We start from the raw sequence: 15961 nt of genomic DNA, 5'->3' as shown, positions 1-15961 counted from the left end.
CGTGCGGTGCCTGGACGTCGTACGTCGGTCAGCCGGCTGGAGGCGGAACGTCGACCTGCCCCCACTGGTCGCGGCGGTTCTCTACGTGTGCGGCGACCAGGTCGGCGATCCAAGTGGCGTGGTTGCGCAGCCCCTCGGGAACGGCGTCTTCGGTTGCTGCTCGCTGGAAGGCTTCGGGGACACGCCGCCGGATCGCGCGCATCCGGCTGATCGCCTCCTCGCCGTCCAACCCCAGTTGGCGGCCGACGGCGACCCAGTCCTGTTCGGTGGCCTTCGCCATCGCCCAGGTGCGGCCGATCTTCAGGGCTGACCTGAGGCCGGGATCCCGCTGGTACGGCAGCATCGATGCGACGTCGTACAGCGGAGCAAGGCGGACATCACGGGAGCTCAGCAGCACGGAGAAGTTCTTCGCGTGTGCGTCGGTGGCGGCGATCGCCACGTTGTAGACCAGGTAGTCGAACATCCGGCCCAGGTTGTCGGCTCGCGACGAGCGCGTGCTGCTGCTGGACAGCAGGTTGCCGATCTCGCGTACTCCGGGGCCGCCGTCGTCCTGGTACTTCTTGGTGGGCGGCACCGACAGGGCCTGGCAGATGTCCTCTTGATGCAGCCGTCTCCACTGACCGGCAGCATCGTGGAGCCGGTCGTAGCGGTGAGAAATCAGGACCTCGTAGCGATCGCTCGCCAGGAGCTCGGTGGTTGCCGCCGGAAGTCCGCACAGCTGTGCGGCCCGAAGACAGAGGTGCTCGTTGAGGTGATGGCGCTCGTAGGTCGGCATCGAGGGCTTGAGGATGTGGGTGGTCGGCGTCGAGTCGCAGGGCACACCCCACCGTCCCTCGGGCGAGCGGAACAGGGCGATCTTGCTCTGCGCTCCGGCCAGGCTCCAGCGGCCCGCGTTGCGGCCTGGATCCCAGGTATCGGGGCTCTGGGCCAGTTCGGCCAGGGTTTGGTCCATCGCCTCGTCGCCTAGCCAGTCGATGTCGCCTTGCCCGTTGGCCGCGTCGCTCGACGCGATCTCCGGTGGAAGGATCTGGACGGCGCCGGCGGCATCTCGACCGATGTGCCGAAGCAGCGTGAACGGGTTGTTGGGCGAAGCGCCGTACTTGCGGCCCAGTCGCTGGAGAGCAGCCTCGCTGTCGGGGAGCAGGCCGGAGATGAAGGCATGTGTCGGCTTGTGCGAGTGGCTTGTCGTGCCCTTGGACATCGACAGCGAGAGCGGAACGGTCGTCGGCGTGCTCCGGTAGTCCTCGTCGTAGCTGAAGGACAGACGGCCCTGGGAACTCTGGTGCAGGGTCCCGGCGAGCACTCCGTCCAAGTAGAGAAGCAGCCGGTCTTCAGCCATCGTCGGAACTCTCGTCCCGGTTCGTCGGGCCGGTCGGCTCGTTGGCGAGGGTGGCGAAGACCTCGTCCCAGGCCGCCTCGGTCTCGTCCGGCTGGGACAGTTCGCTGTCGGCGGTCGTCACGCTGAGGCCGACTGCTTCCAGCGTGTCGAGGACCAGTTGGGCTTCGAGACGGGGATGGCCTTGCTCGAGGCGTACCAGCCACTCGCGGGACACGCCGGCTCGACGGGCGAGGTCCACCTGCGTTAGTCCACGCTTGGCCCGCGCCTCGCGAACCGCCGAGCCGAGATCCCTGACCGTGTGAACCCGCATCTCCTCACCACCCTTGATGTTGTCGTACGCCCACATTATCCAATGTTGCCGTACTTCCACAATAAGTAATGTCGGCGTACGGCGACAATTGTTGATGTTGCCGTACGCCGACATCGGTGGAGCTGCTAGTGGTACGCGTGCATCACCGCGTGGCCTCGGCCTCGGCCGATGAGCCAGCGGTTGACCGGGACGGTGAGGACGAAGGCGATGGCGAGGGCTACGGCCAGGCTGGCCCAGAAGAGGATGGACGCCAGGCCGGCGTCCATGGCGCCGGGGACGGCCAGGATGATGCCGTTGTCGACGATCTCCATCGTCAGGATGCTCAGGGTGTCGGCGGCCAGCGCGATCTTGAGGGCCTGCTTGAAGGTGACGCCGGCGCTCAGGACCGGGCGGATCGTCAGCGAGTAGCCGAAGACGAACGCCAGGGCGATCGACAGGACGACCGTGGCCAGGTTGTGCCAGCCGAGCGCCGTACCGATCACCATGCCGAGGATCTCGCCGATCGCACAGCCGGTGAGGCAGTGCACGGTGGCGGAGATCGCCTGCTTGGTCAGCGCCTTGCCGCTCGGTTGCTCGTGCTCGTGCGAGTGCTGGTGGGACATGTCAGTTCTCCGTGGTGAAGCGGCGCAGCCGCAGGCTGTTGGTGACGACGAAGACCGAGCTGAACGCCATCGCCGCGCCGGCGAGCATCGGGTTCAGCAGGCCCGCCGCGGCCAGCGGGATCGCCGCGACGTTGTAGGCGAAGGCCCAGAACAGGTTGCCCTTGATCGTGCCCAGGGTCCGTCGCGCCAGCCGGATCGCGTCCGCCGCCGAGCGCAGGTCGCCGCGGACCAGCGTCAGGTCGCTCGCCTCGATCGCGACGTCGGTCCCGGTGCCCATGCTCAGTCCGAGGTCGGCCTGGGCCAGCGCTGCCGCGTCGTTCACGCCGTCGCCGACCATCGCGACCACCCGGCCCTCGCCCTGCAGCCGCTTGACCGCGTCGACCTTGTCGGCCGGCAGTACCTCGGCGATCACCTCGTCGATCCCGACCTCCGCCGCGACCTTGCGGGCGACGGCCTCGTTGTCGCCGGTCAGCAGCACCGGCTTCAGACCGAGCGCCCGCAGCTGCTTGATCGCCTCCGCCGAGGTCGGCTTCACCGTGTCCGCGACCACCAGGACGGCGCGGGCCTTGCCGTCCCAGCCGACCGCGACCGCCGTACTGCCCTCGGCCTCGGCGTGCTCCTTGGCGTGCGCGAGGTCGGCCGGCAGGTACTGGCTCCACTCCTCCAGCAACCGCGTCCGGCCAACCAGTACGGCGTGACCGTCCACAATCCCTTGCACACCAAGGCCTTCGACGTTCCCGAAGTCCTCGACCGACGGCAGCTTGCCCAGCTCGTCGAAGGCGCCCCGGGCAACGGCCTGCGCGATCGGGTGCTCACTCGAGTGCTCGAGGGCCCCCGCCAGTCGCAGTACGTCGGCCCGCTGCTCGCCCTCGGCCAGCAGGACGTCGACCAGATCCATCCGCCCGGTCGTCACCGTCCCCGTCTTGTCCAGTACGACGGTGTCGATGCGCTGCGTCGACTCCAGCACCTCCGGGCCCTTGATCAGGATCCCGAGCTGCGCACCCCGGCCGGTCCCGACCATCAACGCGGTCGGCGTGGCCAGCCCGAGTGCACACGGGCAGGCGATGATCAGCACGGCGACCGCGGCGGTGAACGCCACCTCGACCGCCGACCCGTTGCCGAGCCAGAACCCGAGCGTGAGCGGGGCCAGCCCGATCACGATCGGCACGAAGATCCCCGAGATCCGGTCGGCCAGCCGCTGCACGGCCGCCTTCCCGTTCTGCGCGTCCTCGACCAGCCGGGCCATCTGCGCGAGCTGGGTGTCCGAGCCGACCCGAGTGGCCCGTACGACGAGCCGCCCGCCGGCGTTCACGGTCGCGCCGACGACCGCGTCGCCCTCGCCGACCTCGACCGGTACCGACTCGCCGGTCAGCATCGACGCGTCGACCGCGCTGCTCCCGGTGACGATCACGCCGTCCGTGGCGATCTTCTCGCCCGGCCGGACGACGAACTCGTCGCCCACGGCCAGTTGCTCGGCCGGGATCCGCTGCTCGACACCGTCCCGCAGGACGGCGACGTCCTTCGCGCCCAGCTCCATCAGCGCCTTCAGCGCGGCACCCGACCGGCGCTTGGCGCGGGCCTCGAAGTACCGCCCGGCCAGGATGAATGTCGTGACGCCGGCCGCGACCTCGAGGTAGATCTCCTCGGCGCCGCCGCCCCGGGACGGGATCAGCGTGAACGGCATCTTCATCCCGGGCTCGCCGGCCCCACCGAGGAACAGCGCGTACAGCGACCAGAGGAACGAACTGATCACGCCGAGCGAGATCAGCGTGTCCATCGTCGCGGCGCCGTGCTTCAGGTTCGTCCAGGCGGCCTTGTGGAACGGCCAGGCCGCCCAGGTCACCACCGGCGCGGCCAGCGTCAGCGACGCCCACTGCCAGAAGTCGAACTGCAGCGCCGGAACCATGCCCAGGGCAATCACCGGTACGGCGAGCGCGATGCTGGTGTAGAGCCTGTCCCTGAGCGGCTTCAGCTCGTCGGCGGGTTCCTCGTCGGCCTGCGCGGTGGTCGGTGGCGCGGGGAGGGCGGCGCTGTAACCGGTGGCCTCGACGGTGGCGACCAGGTCGTCGGTGCTGACGCCGTCGGCGTACGTCACCTTGGCCTTCTCGGTGGAGTAGTTCACCGTCGCGGTGACCCCGTCCATCCGGTTCAGCTTCTTCTCGACCCGGGCGGCGCAGGAGGCGCAGGTCATGCCACCGATGATGAGTTCGACGGACTGCCCGGTTTCTGGGGTTGTCATGAATGCCTCCTCTCAGTGGCCGTGCGGAGTGGTGTCGTGCCCCGGGGTGCTCGGCAGCGCGGTCGGTGGCACGATCGTGGTGCCGTCGGCGTCCACCTTCACGGTGAACTCCGCGGTGTGGACCGCCCCGGCGTGCTGGAAGTCCAGGAACAGCGAGTACGTGCCGGCGGTCGGGAAGGTGGTGCCGAAGGCGATCTGCGGCCCGCCCTTCATGCCCGGCTCGGCGTGCTCCGACGGGTGGTTGTGCAGGTAGGCGAGGTCGCCGCTGCGCAGCGATACCAGGTGACCGAAGGCACCGAGGTACGGCTGCAGGTCGGTGACCGGCTTGCCGTCCTTGCTGATCGCGAAGGTCAGCTCGGACTCCTTGCCTGCCTGGGGCTTCCCGGCCAGCGTCACGTCGTACCCGTGGACGGTGAAAACACTGGCGGGCTCGCTGAGCGGGACCGGGATGTAGAGGCCGGACACGTTCACGTCCGTGCCGAGCGTCAGCGGCTGGTCGTGCCCGGCCGGCTGGAAGTCGGCGTACAGGCGCCAGGTGCCGCCCGCGGTGAAGCTGAACGGGATCGACCAGTTGCCTGCGGCATCCATCGTCGGGTGCACGTGGTGGAAGCCGGACAGATCACGCCGTACGACGATCAGGTGCAGGTCCTTCTCGTGCGTCTTCGTGTACTGCGTGACCGGCTTGCCGTCCGGACCCGTGATCGTGAACCGGAGCGCGGTCTGCTGCGCGGACCCGAAGAACGTGGTCGAAGGAACCAGCGTGTAGCCGGCCTGGGACACGGCGAGCCCGGGCGGCTGAGCGCTCGCGTCGCCGTGTCCTTCGCCGTGGCCGCCGGCCGGATCGGTCATACCGTCCATCCCCATGCCGTCCTGGCCGGCGGCGGGCTCCTTCGCCGGGTCGGCTGCCGCGATCGGGTCGACCGCCGAGCCGATCGCGAAGGCTCCGGCGAAGGCCAGGACCAGTACGCCGGCGAACGCGCCGAGCCGGAGCGCGACAGCCCGGCTCATGCTGTCGCGCCCGTCAGCTCGTAGCCCGCCTCGTCCACGGCCTCGCGCACGGCGGTCTCGTCCAGGGCCGACTCGCTGGTCACCTGGACCGCCGAGGTGCCGCCCGCGTTCAGGTCGATGCTCACGTTCTGCACGCCCGGCAGCTTGCTGAGCTCCTCGGTCACCGCGGCGGTGCAGTGTCCGCAGGTCATTCCGGCGACGGCGTACGTGGTGGTGGTCATAGGTGGTTCTCCTTCAGAGGTGTCTGCTGGGTGTGGATCAGCTACGCACGAGACGCGCGATCGCGTCGGAGGCCTCGCGGACCTTCTCCTCGGCCTCGGCGCCGCCGCGCTGGGCGGCCTCGACCACGCAGTGCGAGAGGTGCTCGTCGAGCAGCTCCAGCGAGAACGACTGGAGCGCCTTCGTCGCCGCCGAGACCTGGGTCAGGATGTCGATGCAGTACTTGTCCTCCTCGACCATCCGCTGCAGGCCACGGACCTGGCCCTCGATCCGGCGCAGCCGCTTGAGGTGGCTGGACTTCTCGCTGGTGTAGCCGTGCACGTGCTCGGGGGTGGTCTCGGTCGGCTGGTCGGTCATCGTGGTCCTCTTCCCTCACTGCTACCCCTAGGGGGTATGTCGATGCCTTGAAGTTACCCCCTTGGGGTATCAGACGCAACCCCTGGAAGATACCCCAAGGGGGTAATCCGGCTCACAGGCTCCAGGCGGGTGAACCAACCAAACTGGCACGCTGTGCGTCTCATGGCGTTGAGAACGCGGTCCACTGCGGACTGTGAGCAGCAGAAGAAGAGGTGGCATGACCGAGCTCGCGATCAGTACGCGCGGCCTGCGCAAGACGTACCGGACCCGGCGGGGCAAGCGGGTGGTCGCGGTCCAGGGGCTCGACCTGGACGTACCGGTCGGCGGCGTGCACGGCTTCCTCGGCCCGAACGGATCGGGCAAGACCACGTCGATCCGGATGCTGCTCGGGCTGATCCGCGCCGACGCCGGCGCGATGGCGCTGTTCGGCCGGCCGGTGCCCGAGCACCTGCCCGAGGTGGTCTCGCGGGTCGGTGCGATCGTCGAGTCACCGAAGTTCTTCCCGGCCTTCAGCGGCCGCAAGAACCTGGAGCTGCTCGCCGACGCGATTGGCGCACCGCGCGCCCGGGTCGGTGAGGTGCTCGACGAGACCTCGCTCGGCGACCGCGGCAAGGACCGGTTCAAGACCTACTCGCTCGGCATGAAGCAGCGGCTGGCGATCGCCGCGACGCTGCTCAAGCAGCCCGACCTGCTGATCTTCGACGAGCCGACCAACGGGCTCGACCCGGCCGGCATCCGCGAGATCCGGGAGACGATGCGCTCGCTCGGCGAGCAGGGCCGCACGGTCCTGGTCAGCAGCCACATCCTGGCCGAGGTCGAGCAGGTCGCCGACACGGTCTCGATCATCGGCCACGGCCGGTTGCTCGCCTCGGGCTCGGTGGCCGAGGTGATCGGCGGCACCGGCAAGTCGACGGTGAAGGTTGCGATCGGCAACCAGGACGCGGCGACCGCCGTACTGACGGCAGCCGGGCTGACGGTGCGGGCCGAGGGCAAGTACCTGTTCGTGGACGGCGCCGAGGAACCGGCCGACATCACCAGGCGGCTGGCCCACAGCGAGCTGTACGTCGCCGAGCTGGTCCCGGTCCGGGCCGACCTGGAGTCGGTGTTCCTGGAGCTGACGGCCGACGAGGGCCTGGCCGCGGACGACACGACCGTGGGAGGCAAACAGTGATCCGCCTGACGGGAGTCGAGCTGCGGCGACTGGTCGCGCGCCGGCTGGTGATGCTCGGCGTGGTCGCGGTGCTCGGTGTCACGGTGCTGATGCTGGCCGCCACCTGGTGGAACTCGCGCCCGCTGTCGGAGGCCGAGCAGCAGCAGAACAAGGTCCAGTTCGAGTCGGCGCACGCGGACTGGGTGAAGAACCACGAGAAGTACGACCAGGAGTGCCGCGACAACTACGCGGCCATGCCGGACCCGAAGCCTTCGGTCGAGGAGATGTGCACCTACCAGGAGCCGAAGCTCTCGGAGTGGGGCAAACCGACACCGTCCTTCGTGGACGTGATGCCAGGGCTGCTGCAGGGGTCGTCGTACCTGCTGGCGTTCGCCGCGTTCCTGATCGGCGCGAGCTTCGTCGGCGCGGAGTTCAGCAGCGGCTCGATCGGCAACTGGCTGACCTTCGAGCCGCGACGGATGCGGGTCTACGGGAGCAAGCTGATCGCGGTCGCGGTCGGCATGGTGCCGGTCGCGGTGGTCTCGCTGGCGCTGCTGATCGCCGGGACGTACCTGATCGTCGCCCAGCTGGGAGTCACCACCGGCACGACCGGCACGGTCTGGGGCAACCTGCTGGAGACGTCGGGCCGGACCGTGGTGCTCGCGGGCGTGGCCGGCGCGCTCGGCGGCGTACTGGCGCTGCTGCTACGGCACACGGCGGCGGCGATCGGCGTGATCATGGGGTACGCCGTCCTGGTGGAAGGCATCTTCGGCAGCGTGCTCGTGTCGGCGCAGCCGTGGCTGGCCCGGCTGAACTTCGACGCCTGGGTGCTGCACGGTACGACGTACTACGTGCAGAAGTGCCAGACGCTCGGCGACGGTTCGTACAGCTGCGAATCGGTCGAGAAGGCGCTCAGCTTCGAGCACGGCGCCTGGTACCTGGGCATTGGCGCGGTCGTGCTGATCGCGCTCGGCGCGCTGGTCTTCAACCGGCGCGACGTCACCTGATCGGCGGGGACGACGAAAACGCCGGCCCCGGGTTCGCACCCGGGGCCGGCGTTCGTCGTACTGGCTGACGGTCAGGCCGTCAGGCGCTCCTCGGTCGAGGTCGAGAACAGGTGCAGCTTGTCGGTCTGCGCCTCCAGGTGGATCAGCGAGCCCTTCTCGACGTTCATCCGGGCGCCGATCTTGGCCACGATCTGCTGGTGGTTGCCGTCGTGCTCGGCGGTGCCGTAGAGGAACGCGTCAGCGCCGAGCTCCTCGATCACGGCGACCTTTACCGGCAGGCCGTTGTCGGAGACCTTGAAGGCCTCCGGGCGGACGCCGATCGAGACCGTCTTGTCGTTGCCGGCCTTGGCCAGGATGTCGCGCTCGACCGGGACGGTGTAGTCGCCCAGCTTGACGCCGCCGTCGACCAGGTCGCCGGTCAGCAGGTTCATCGCGGGGGAGCCGATGAAGCCGGCCACGAACAGGTTCTTCGGGTTGTCGTACAGGTTCAGCGGGGTGTCGACCTGCTGGAGCAGACCGTCCTTCAGCACCGCCACCCGGTCGCCCATCGTCATGGCCTCGACCTGGTCGTGGGTCACGTAGACGGTCGTGACACCGAGACGCTGCTGCAGCTCGGCGATCTGCGTACGGGTCTGCACCCGCAGCTTGGCGTCGAGGTTCGACAGCGGCTCGTCCATCAGGAAGACCTGCGGGTTACGCACGATGGCGCGACCCATGGCGACACGCTGACGCTGACCACCGGACAGGGCCTTCGGCTTGCGGTCCAGGTACTCCTCGAGGCCGAGCAGCTTGGCGGCCTCCATCACGCGCTTGGCACGGTCCTCCTTGGAGACACCCTGCATCTTCAGCGCGAAGCCCATGTTGTCGGCGACCGACATGTGCGGGTAGAGCGCGTAGTTCTGGAACACCATCGCGATGTCGCGCTCTTTCGGCGGACGGTGCGTGACGTCGCGGTCGCCGATGTAGATGGAGCCCTCGTTGACCTCTTCGAGGCCGGCGAGCATCCGCAGCGAGGTGGACTTACCACAACCGGACGGGCCGACGAGGACCATGAACTCGCCGTCCTCGATCTCGAGGTTGAGCTTGTCGACAGCGGGCTTGTCAGAACCGGGGTAGACCCGGGTCGCCGCCTTGAAAGACACAGTAGCCATGACTGTTCGATCCCTTCACCGGCAGGAACGTGCCGGACGATCCGTAGTAAAGGCCCCCGGGCGGGGGTGCGCCCATCCTGGCCTGCCGCGCTGCTCCTGACAAGGTTTACGCCGGAAGAGGTGTGCACACTGTTCACTTTCTGGACAGATCTGCGCAGTGGGAGTCTGCAAGAACTTGCAGGTTCTTGCTGCAAGGTGCAGCCCGGCTGGGTAGGGTGGCCGGTCGTGAGCAGCAGAGCGAGGCTGGCGGACATCGCGGCCAAGGCGGGGGTCAGTGAGGCGACGGTGTCCCGGGTCCTCAACGGGAAACCCGGCGTGGCCGAGGAGACCAGGCAGTCGGTGCTGACCGCGCTCGACGTCCTGGGCTTCGAACGCCCGACCCGGCTGCGCCGCCGGTCGGCGGGTCTGATCGGGCTGGTGATGCCGGAGCTGATCAACCCGATCTTCCCGGCGTTCGCGCAGGTGATCGAGTCGGCGCTGTCGCAGCGCGGCTTCACGCCGGTCCTGTGCACCCAGTCACCGTCCGGTGCCACCGAGGACGAGTACGTCGAGATGCTCCTCGAACGCGGTGTCTCGGGAATCATGTTCCTCTCCGGCCTGCACGCCGACACCGGCGCGGACCACGCCCGGTACCAGGCCCTGGTCGACCGCAACCTCCCCGTCGTCTTCGTCAACGGCTGGCTGCCCGGGGTCGGAGCGCCTTTCATCTCCTCCGACGAGTACGCCGCAACGGAACTGGCGGTCTCGCACCTGGTTGCCCTGGGCCACCGCCGCATCGGCTTCACCTCGGGCCCCGAACGCTTCATCGTCGTACAGCGCAAGCTCGCCGGCTTCCGCACGGCACTGAAAGCCCAGCTGGGCCTGTCCGACGACGACATCAACGGTCTCGTCGAGCTCAGCGTCTTCGGCGTGGAAGGCGGCCAAGCAGCAGCCCAACGCCTCCTCGACACCGGCTGCACCGCCGTCATCTGCGGCTCCGACATGATGGCGCTAGGCGTCATCCGAGCCGCCCGCCAACGAGGCCTGTCGGTCCCCGCCGACCTCTCGGTGGTCGGCTACGACGACGCCCCCATGATGGAGTTCACCGATCCCCCCATGACCACGGTCCGCCAACCGGTCCAGGCCATGGCCCTGGCGGCGGTCCAGTCCCTCCTCGACGAAGTCCGAGGCCACACCACCCCACGCACCGAGTTCCTCTTCCGCCCAGAACTGGTAGTCCGCAACAGCACCGGCCCAGTCCGCGGGTAGACAAGAGGCCGGCTGGTAAATGGTTGGTTGGGGTGGGGGGCGGGTTGGTACGGTGCGGTCGGCCGTGACGTCACGCTTGGAGGTGAGAACCCATGAACGCAGTGCGATGGGTGCTCCCTGTTCCGTGGTCACGGGCGGGCGATTGACGTAGGTGTCGGCCGGGAGCGCCTCGAGATGTTCGGCACTCCCGAAAGGAAACACCTATGAACTCTTTGCCTTTTGTTCCGGGCCTCGGTGCCCACGCGGTGACGATTTCCCGGGTCGCGGACAACCAGTGGCACGCGGTGGAGAACGACCTGGTCGTCGGCCGTGGGCATGCTGCGCGGCGGCTCGACGGGCGGACGTTCGTCAGCATCGACACCTGGCGCGGCGCGGTCTTCGACCTGCTCGCGAGCGCGATCGCCGCTGATCGGCCGGAGCCGCTCTACACCGTCGTCGACGAGACCGATCAAGAGCTGACGGCCGGTTGGGAACGCGCCGGGTTCGCGAGTTGGCGGCGTGAGCTCGAGTACGTCGTACCGACTGCTCTGCGAGCAACCCCGGCGCCGCCTGGCGTGACGATCGGTGAGGCTGCCGAGGATCCGCTGCGCGAGCTGGACCGGGCGATCCGGGCCGAGGTCGAGGCCGGTGCCGGTTGGCAGACGATGCCGGCGGAAGTGCTGCCCTGGCAGGGCGGGACGCGGCCGATGGACCCTTCCAAGTACGCAGTGGCCGTACGGCGTGACCAGTACGTCGGCCTCGTGCGGCTGGCGACCATGACCCGCCGTCCACGGATAGGGCTGGTCGCGGTCCTGGCCGGTGAGCAGCGGCGCGGGATCGCCCGCGCCCTGCTGACCCACGTGCTCGCCGGGCTGCACCACGCGGGGGTCGAAGCGACCTCGGCCGAGGTCAACGAGAGCAACGCGGCCGCGGTGGCCCTGTTCGAAGGGCTGGGCGCACGCCGTACGGGCAGCAACCTGGAGCTCGCCCGGCACGCCGGGGGATCGCGATGACCAGGAAAGCCGGGGCGATCGAGCTCGAGGGCGTGGTCGTCGAGTGCCTGCGGAACGCCAACTTCCGGGTCGAGCTGACCAACGGGCACGAGGTGCTCGCGCACATCAGCGGGAAGATCCGGAAGAACTACATCAAGATCCTGCCCGAGGATCGCGTGCTGGTGGAGCTCAGTCCGTACGACCTGACCAGGGGACGGATCACCTTCCGCTACCGCAACTGAGTGCGGACGCGCCGTGGGGCGGGCGGCACGTCCGCACTCGGTGCGGGGATCCGGACCTCGGATCGGCTGGTCGACGAGCGCTTCCCTGTCCTGGGAAGTACTCCGGCTCGGAACCGTCCCCTGCCGGGCGGTTCCGAGCCGGAGGTCAGGGGGTCAGCGCTTGGCGAAGCCGTTGGCCCACAGCGAGTTGACGCTCGCGCGCTCGGTCGCGTCGGGGTTGGGGTTGGTGCAGGACGGGCCGGGGCCGCCGCCGGACATCAGCTCGCTGCACGGGCCGGAGTAGTGGTCGGGCAGGCCGAGCACGTGGCCGGTCTCGTGGGCGGTGATGCGCAGCGGGTCGTACTGCTGGGCCTGGGCGTAGTCCAGGAAGATGTAGCCGCTGCCGTGGCCGTCGGTCGAGGCGTACGAGCCACGCGGGTCGTTGCCCTCGGTGTAGTAGAAGTCGTAGTTGCTGCCCTCGACGAGGGTGACGTTGCTGACCGAGGAGTTCCAGATCGACGTGCTGCCGGCGATCTGGGACGCGAAGGTCGGCGCGTCGACGGCGTACGTGACGGTGACGGCGGCGAGCTTGTTGCCGGCCTTGGCCTGCTTGGCCTTGGCCGACTTCATCACGGCCTCGTAGAACGCCTTGGTGGCGGCGGCGTCCTGCGGCGTACCGGTGTACGCGGCGATCGAGGTCGGCGAGCTGGTGGCCGGCGCGGGGGCCGATTGCGCGGGGGCGGCGGCGAAGGCGGGGACTGCCAGGGCCGCGGCGGCCAGACCGGCCAGCGAACTCAGGATACGGCGATGCGACATGGGAGGGCCTCACTCCGGATCTGTGGCGGAAAGCGACCAGCGGATCACTGATCGCTACAGACCGGGATGTTGCCAAGCCGGAACGCAATCCACACCAGATCGGGAAAAAGTTGGGGGTTAACCCTCGTTCGTCGACACAGGTCGTATGACAGTCATAACCGCGCGCCTATGCCGGGTACGGATTCCGTACGAAGTAGTTGCTAATCGCCCGGAATGCCGACGTTGAGGATGCGGGCCCCCGGCCCGCGTTCGGCGAGGCGGTCGGACTTGTTGTACAGGTTGCAGCGCTGCAGGCTCAGGCAGCCGCAGCCGATGCACCCGTCGAGGTCGTCGCGAAGGCGCTCCAGCTCGTCGATCCGCTCGTCGAGACGGCTGCGCCACGTCTTGGACAGCCGGCTCCAGTCCGCACGGGTCGGGGTGCGGTCGTCGGGGAGCGAGTCCAGGGCCTGCTTGATCTCCGACAACGCCAGGCCGACCCGTTGCGCCGCCTGCACGAACGCGATCCGCCGCAGCGTGCTGCGCTGGTACTGGCGCTGCTTGCCCGAGGTGCGTCGCGAGCTGATCAGGCCCTGGTCCTCGTAGAACCGCAGGGCCGACGCGGCAACCCCCGAGCGGCCCGCGATCTCCCCGATCGAGAGCCAGTGGTCCTTGCTGGGAACGTTCTCCTGGGACATGCCTTCACCCTAGGAGACCCACGCAAGACCTGAAGCCCCCTTGAGGCTTGTACGGCGAACCGCCGGGCGCGAGAGGGGACCGTGAACACGCACGCGGGACCGTGAACAAGCTATGACCTGTTCACGGTCCCGCGTGCGTGTTCACGGTCCCGGAATGGTGCCGGCGTGGGGGCAGGGAGGGGTGGCGTTGGGGGTGGTCGCTATCCGTGGTCAGGCCCGCGCCGGAGTCGGGGTATACTTCTTCTCGTCGGTGCGCGCGTCGCGTCACCAGAGCATTTCCCAGGCGCTCCGACCCGTCGGTTTCGGCAACCCGCTGATGATTCCCCGGCGACATGGGTGCAACGCGATAGCACCCGCAGGTCGATGCCTAATCTCCTGCCAGCACCAAATTCCGGCCACGGTTCGTGGCCGGCGCTTGTGTGTGGGCGATCCGGCATCGGGCCGTGACGTTGAGAGAGAGATTGCGTGTCCCAGCACCACCAGGACCAGTTTGTCCCGAACGACGGCGCCGACGCCGGTGATCGGGTGAAGAAGCCGCGCCACAAGAAGTTCCAGACCCAGTCGTACGGCGAGCGGATGGCCGCGGGCGAGATCGCCCAGAACACCGCGTCCCAGGCGAACCGTGGCGAGGTTCGTGACGACACCCGGCTCGAGCGCCGGGGCGGACCCAGCCAGTACTCCGACCGTGGAGCGCGTGACGCCGGCGGCGACCGCCGGTACGGCGACCGCGGCACGCGGGGCGGCGGCTCCAGCAACTACCGCGGCGACCGGACCGGCGGCACCGACAACCGCACCGGGAGCAGCAGCAACTACCGCGGTTCGGACAACCGGACCAGCGGCAGCAGCAACTACCGCGGCACCGACGACCGCCCGGTGAAGGGTTACCGCGCGGCGGAGTCGCGCACCGACCGCCCCGAGCGCACCGACCGGCCGCAGTTCAACCGGGACGACCGCAACGACCGCGGTGGTGACCGTCCGTCGTACCAGCAGCGGACCGACCGGCCGCAGTTCAACCGGGATGACCGCAACGACCGCGGTGGTGACCGTCCGTCGTACCAGCAGCGGACCGACCGGCCGCAGTTCAACCGGGACGACCGCAACGACCGCGGTGGCGAGCGCCCGTCGTACCAGCGGAGCGAGCGGCCGGCCTATGACCGTTCGGACCGCCCGCAGCGGACCGAGCGTCCGGCGTACGAGAAGACCGAGCGCGTCGAGCGCAAGGTCGTCGAGCAGCCGGTGGTCGACCTCGGCACGGTTGAGGACGGCAACGAGTTCGCCGCCCTCGGCCTGGCGCCGCGGCTGATCCAGCGGATGGCGCGCGACGGCATCACCACGCCGTTCCCGATCCAGGCCGCGACCATCCCGGACGCGCTGGCCGGCAAGGACGTGCTCGGTCGCGGTCAGACCGGGTCCGGCAAGACCCTCGGCTTCGGGCTTCCGACGCTGATGCGCCTGGCCGGTGGCCACACCGAGTCGCGCCGTCCGCGCGGCATGATCCTGGTGCCGACCCGTGAGCTCGCGATGCAGGTGCACGACGCGCTCGAGCCGCTGGCCCACGTGATGGGTGTCTCGGTCAAGCTGATCGCGGGCGGCCTGCCCTACCCCAAGCAGATCGACGCGCTCCGGCGTGGTGTCGACCTGCTGATCGCCACCCCCGGCCGGCTGATCGACCTGTGCGAGCAGGGCGCGGCGGACCTGGGCGCGGTCGAGGTCGCAGTCCTCGACGAGGCCGACCACATGTGCGACATGGGCTTCATGCCGGCGGTCACCACGCTGCTCGACATGACGCCGAAGGAAGGCCAGCGGCTGCTGTTCTCGGCGACGCTGGACAACGACGTCGACACCATCGTGAAGACCTACCTGAAGGACCCGGTCACGCACTCGACCGAGTCCGGCCAGGCCAGCGTCACCACGATGGAGCACCACCTGCTCATCATCGAGCCGGGTCACAAGCAGTCGCTGACGGCCGAGCTGGCCAGCCGCGACGGCCGCACCATCGTCTTCGTCCGCACCAAGCTGGGCGCCGACCGTGTCGCCACCCAGCTGCGCGACCGTGGCGTGATGGCCGCGGCGCTGCACGGTGGCCTGACCCAGGGCGCGCGCAACCGCACCCTGGAGCAGTTCAAGGACGGTTCGGTCCCGGTGCTGGTGGCAACGGATGTCGCCGCGCGCGGTATCCACGTCGACGACGTCGGCCTGGTCGTCCAGGCGGACCCGCCGGCCGAGCACAAGGACTACCTGCACCGCGCCGGCCGTACGGCGCGCGCCGGTGGCAAGGGCGCCGTCGTCACGCTGCTCCTGCCGCACCAGCGCCGCGGCATGATCCGGATGGCCGAGTCGGCCGGTGTCGACACCGAGCCGGTGCGCGCGCGTCCGGGTGACGAGCTGGTGACCGGCCTGACCGGTGGCACCAGGCCGTCGGGCTTCCCGGTCAAGCTGCCCGAGCCGAAGCCGAAGCGCTTCGGCAACAAGGGCGGCGGCGGCAAGCGGTACGGCAGCAACCGTCCGAGCGGTCGCAGCTTCGAGGGACGGGGCGGCGACAGCCGTCGTCGTCCGGAGCGCAGCGGCAAGACCTACCAGCGCTGACCTGAGCGCGAAGGCCCGGTTTCCCCTGTTCACACAGGGGGAACCGGGCCTTTCACTTGTCCA

The 15961-nt window shown here is 69.1% G+C and carries 16 protein-coding genes; 6 read left to right on the top strand and 10 right to left on the bottom strand.

Annotated features, from left to right (window positions below):
* Positions 1-28: 28 nt before the first annotated feature.
* The 7 genes from ACLQ2O_RS19200 to ACLQ2O_RS19170 form a co-directional block, all read right to left on the bottom strand.
* Positions 29-1339 (bottom strand): type II toxin-antitoxin system HipA family toxin, encoded by a 1311-nt coding sequence (locus ACLQ2O_RS19200; protein ID WP_425833166.1) that lies wholly within the window; start codon positions 1337-1339, stop codon positions 29-31.
* On the bottom strand, positions 1332-1685 hold the full coding sequence (locus tag ACLQ2O_RS19195; protein ID WP_425833164.1) for a helix-turn-helix transcriptional regulator: 354 nt from the start codon (positions 1683-1685) through the stop codon (positions 1332-1334). Before ACLQ2O_RS19195 ends, ACLQ2O_RS19200 begins: the two co-directional genes overlap by 8 nt.
* Positions 1686-1774: 89 nt before the next feature.
* Entirely contained in the window at positions 1775-2251 is a 477-nt protein-coding gene (locus ACLQ2O_RS19190) for a DUF4396 domain-containing protein (protein WP_425833162.1), read from the bottom strand.
* Between the two features lies 1 nt (position 2252).
* Positions 2253-4490, bottom strand: a complete 2238-nt coding sequence (locus ACLQ2O_RS19185; RefSeq protein WP_425833160.1) for a heavy metal translocating P-type ATPase — start codon at positions 4488-4490, stop codon at positions 2253-2255.
* Positions 4491-4502: 12 nt separating this feature from the next.
* A complete protein-coding gene (locus ACLQ2O_RS19180) occupies positions 4503-5498 on the bottom strand; it encodes a hypothetical protein (protein ID WP_425833159.1) in 996 nt (331 codons plus the stop codon).
* Positions 5495-5719: a heavy-metal-associated domain-containing protein gene (locus ACLQ2O_RS19175; protein WP_425833158.1), complete on the bottom strand. Its 225-nt coding sequence runs from the start codon at positions 5717-5719 to the stop codon at positions 5495-5497. Before ACLQ2O_RS19175 ends, ACLQ2O_RS19180 begins: the two co-directional genes overlap by 4 nt.
* A 37-nt stretch (positions 5720-5756) precedes the next feature.
* Entirely contained in the window at positions 5757-6074 is a 318-nt protein-coding gene (locus ACLQ2O_RS19170; RefSeq protein WP_425833156.1) for a metal-sensitive transcriptional regulator, read from the bottom strand.
* A gap of 217 nt (positions 6075-6291) precedes the next feature.
* Between ACLQ2O_RS19170 and ACLQ2O_RS19165 the strand changes: the two genes are divergently transcribed.
* Positions 6292-7245 (top strand): ABC transporter ATP-binding protein, encoded by a 954-nt coding sequence (locus ACLQ2O_RS19165; RefSeq protein ID WP_425833154.1) that lies wholly within the window; start codon positions 6292-6294, stop codon positions 7243-7245.
* On the top strand, positions 7242-8231 hold the full coding sequence (locus tag ACLQ2O_RS19160; protein WP_425833152.1) for an ABC transporter permease subunit: 990 nt from the start codon (positions 7242-7244) through the stop codon (positions 8229-8231). The genes ACLQ2O_RS19165 and ACLQ2O_RS19160 overlap by 4 nt, the downstream gene beginning before the upstream one ends.
* Before the next feature lie 71 nt (positions 8232-8302).
* On the opposite strand, the gene ACLQ2O_RS19155 is transcribed toward ACLQ2O_RS19160, so the two are convergent.
* Positions 8303-9382, bottom strand: coding sequence for an ABC transporter ATP-binding protein (locus ACLQ2O_RS19155; RefSeq protein ID WP_425833150.1), 1080 nt, complete (start codon positions 9380-9382; stop codon positions 8303-8305).
* A gap of 225 nt (positions 9383-9607) precedes the next feature.
* Here ACLQ2O_RS19155 and ACLQ2O_RS19150 point away from each other — a divergent pair, with 225 nt between their 5' ends.
* The 3 genes from ACLQ2O_RS19150 (at position 9608) to infA (ending at position 11843) form a co-directional block, all read left to right on the top strand.
* Positions 9608-10630, top strand: a complete 1023-nt coding sequence (locus ACLQ2O_RS19150) for a LacI family DNA-binding transcriptional regulator (RefSeq protein ID WP_425833148.1) — start codon at positions 9608-9610, stop codon at positions 10628-10630.
* Between the two features lie 203 nt (positions 10631-10833).
* Entirely contained in the window at positions 10834-11622 is a 789-nt protein-coding gene (locus tag ACLQ2O_RS19145; protein WP_425833146.1) for a GNAT family N-acetyltransferase, read from the top strand.
* Positions 11619-11843, top strand: coding sequence for a translation initiation factor IF-1 (gene infA / locus ACLQ2O_RS19140; RefSeq protein ID WP_425833144.1), 225 nt, complete (start codon positions 11619-11621; stop codon positions 11841-11843). The genes ACLQ2O_RS19145 and infA overlap by 4 nt, the downstream gene beginning before the upstream one ends.
* Positions 11844-11996: 153 nt before the next feature.
* Here the strand turns inward: infA and snpA are convergent, their stop codons facing one another.
* Both snpA and soxR read right to left on the bottom strand, forming a co-directional pair.
* Positions 11997-12638 carry a snapalysin gene (gene snpA, locus ACLQ2O_RS19135; RefSeq protein WP_425833142.1) on the bottom strand — a complete coding sequence of 214 codons (642 nt, stop codon included), beginning with the start codon at positions 12636-12638 and terminating at the stop codon, positions 11997-11999.
* A 200-nt stretch (positions 12639-12838) separates the two neighbouring features.
* Positions 12839-13312, bottom strand: a complete 474-nt coding sequence (gene soxR, locus ACLQ2O_RS19130) for a redox-sensitive transcriptional activator SoxR (protein ID WP_425833140.1) — start codon at positions 13310-13312, stop codon at positions 12839-12841.
* A gap of 465 nt (positions 13313-13777) precedes the next feature.
* Between soxR and ACLQ2O_RS19125 the strand changes: the two genes are divergently transcribed.
* Complete coding sequence (locus ACLQ2O_RS19125) at positions 13778-15898, top strand: DEAD/DEAH box helicase (protein WP_425833138.1); 2121 nt, start codon at positions 13778-13780, stop codon at positions 15896-15898.
* Positions 15899-15961: the final 63 nt, after the last annotated feature.

Origin of the sequence: Kribbella sp. DT2, from assembly GCF_049844575.1 — a bacterium.
Lineage (GTDB): Bacteria > Actinomycetota > Actinomycetes > Propionibacteriales > Kribbellaceae > Kribbella.
This window is presented reverse-complemented; position numbering and strand designations above follow the sequence as displayed.

Bases quoted from the DNA above. Each gene is read 5' to 3' on its own strand.
- ACLQ2O_RS19200 (WP_425833166.1), bottom strand. From the start codon at position 1,339: ATGGCTGAAGACCGGCTGCTTCTCTACTTGGACGGAGTGCTCGCCGGG.
- ACLQ2O_RS19195 (WP_425833164.1), bottom strand. From the start codon at position 1,685: ATGTGGGCGTACGACAACATCAAGGGTGGTGAGGAGATGCGGGTTCAC.
- ACLQ2O_RS19190 (WP_425833162.1), bottom strand. From the start codon at position 2,251: ATGTCCCACCAGCACTCGCACGAGCACGAGCAACCGAGCGGCAAGGCG.
- ACLQ2O_RS19185 (WP_425833160.1), bottom strand. From the start codon at position 4,490: ATGACAACCCCAGAAACCGGGCAGTCCGTCGAACTCATCATCGGTGGC.
- ACLQ2O_RS19180 (WP_425833159.1), bottom strand. From the start codon at position 5,498: ATGAGCCGGGCTGTCGCGCTCCGGCTCGGCGCGTTCGCCGGCGTACTG.
- ACLQ2O_RS19175 (WP_425833158.1), bottom strand. From the start codon at position 5,719: ATGACCACCACCACGTACGCCGTCGCCGGAATGACCTGCGGACACTGC.
- ACLQ2O_RS19170 (WP_425833156.1), bottom strand. From the start codon at position 6,074: ATGACCGACCAGCCGACCGAGACCACCCCCGAGCACGTGCACGGCTAC.
- ACLQ2O_RS19165 (WP_425833154.1), top strand. From the start codon at position 6,292: ATGACCGAGCTCGCGATCAGTACGCGCGGCCTGCGCAAGACGTACCGG.
- ACLQ2O_RS19155 (WP_425833150.1), bottom strand. From the start codon at position 9,382: ATGGCTACTGTGTCTTTCAAGGCGGCGACCCGGGTCTACCCCGGTTCT.
- ACLQ2O_RS19145 (WP_425833146.1), top strand. From the start codon at position 10,834: ATGAACTCTTTGCCTTTTGTTCCGGGCCTCGGTGCCCACGCGGTGACG.
- infA (WP_425833144.1), top strand. From the start codon at position 11,619: ATGACCAGGAAAGCCGGGGCGATCGAGCTCGAGGGCGTGGTCGTCGAG.
- snpA (WP_425833142.1), bottom strand. From the start codon at position 12,638: ATGTCGCATCGCCGTATCCTGAGTTCGCTGGCCGGTCTGGCCGCCGCG.
- soxR (WP_425833140.1), bottom strand. From the start codon at position 13,312: ATGTCCCAGGAGAACGTTCCCAGCAAGGACCACTGGCTCTCGATCGGG.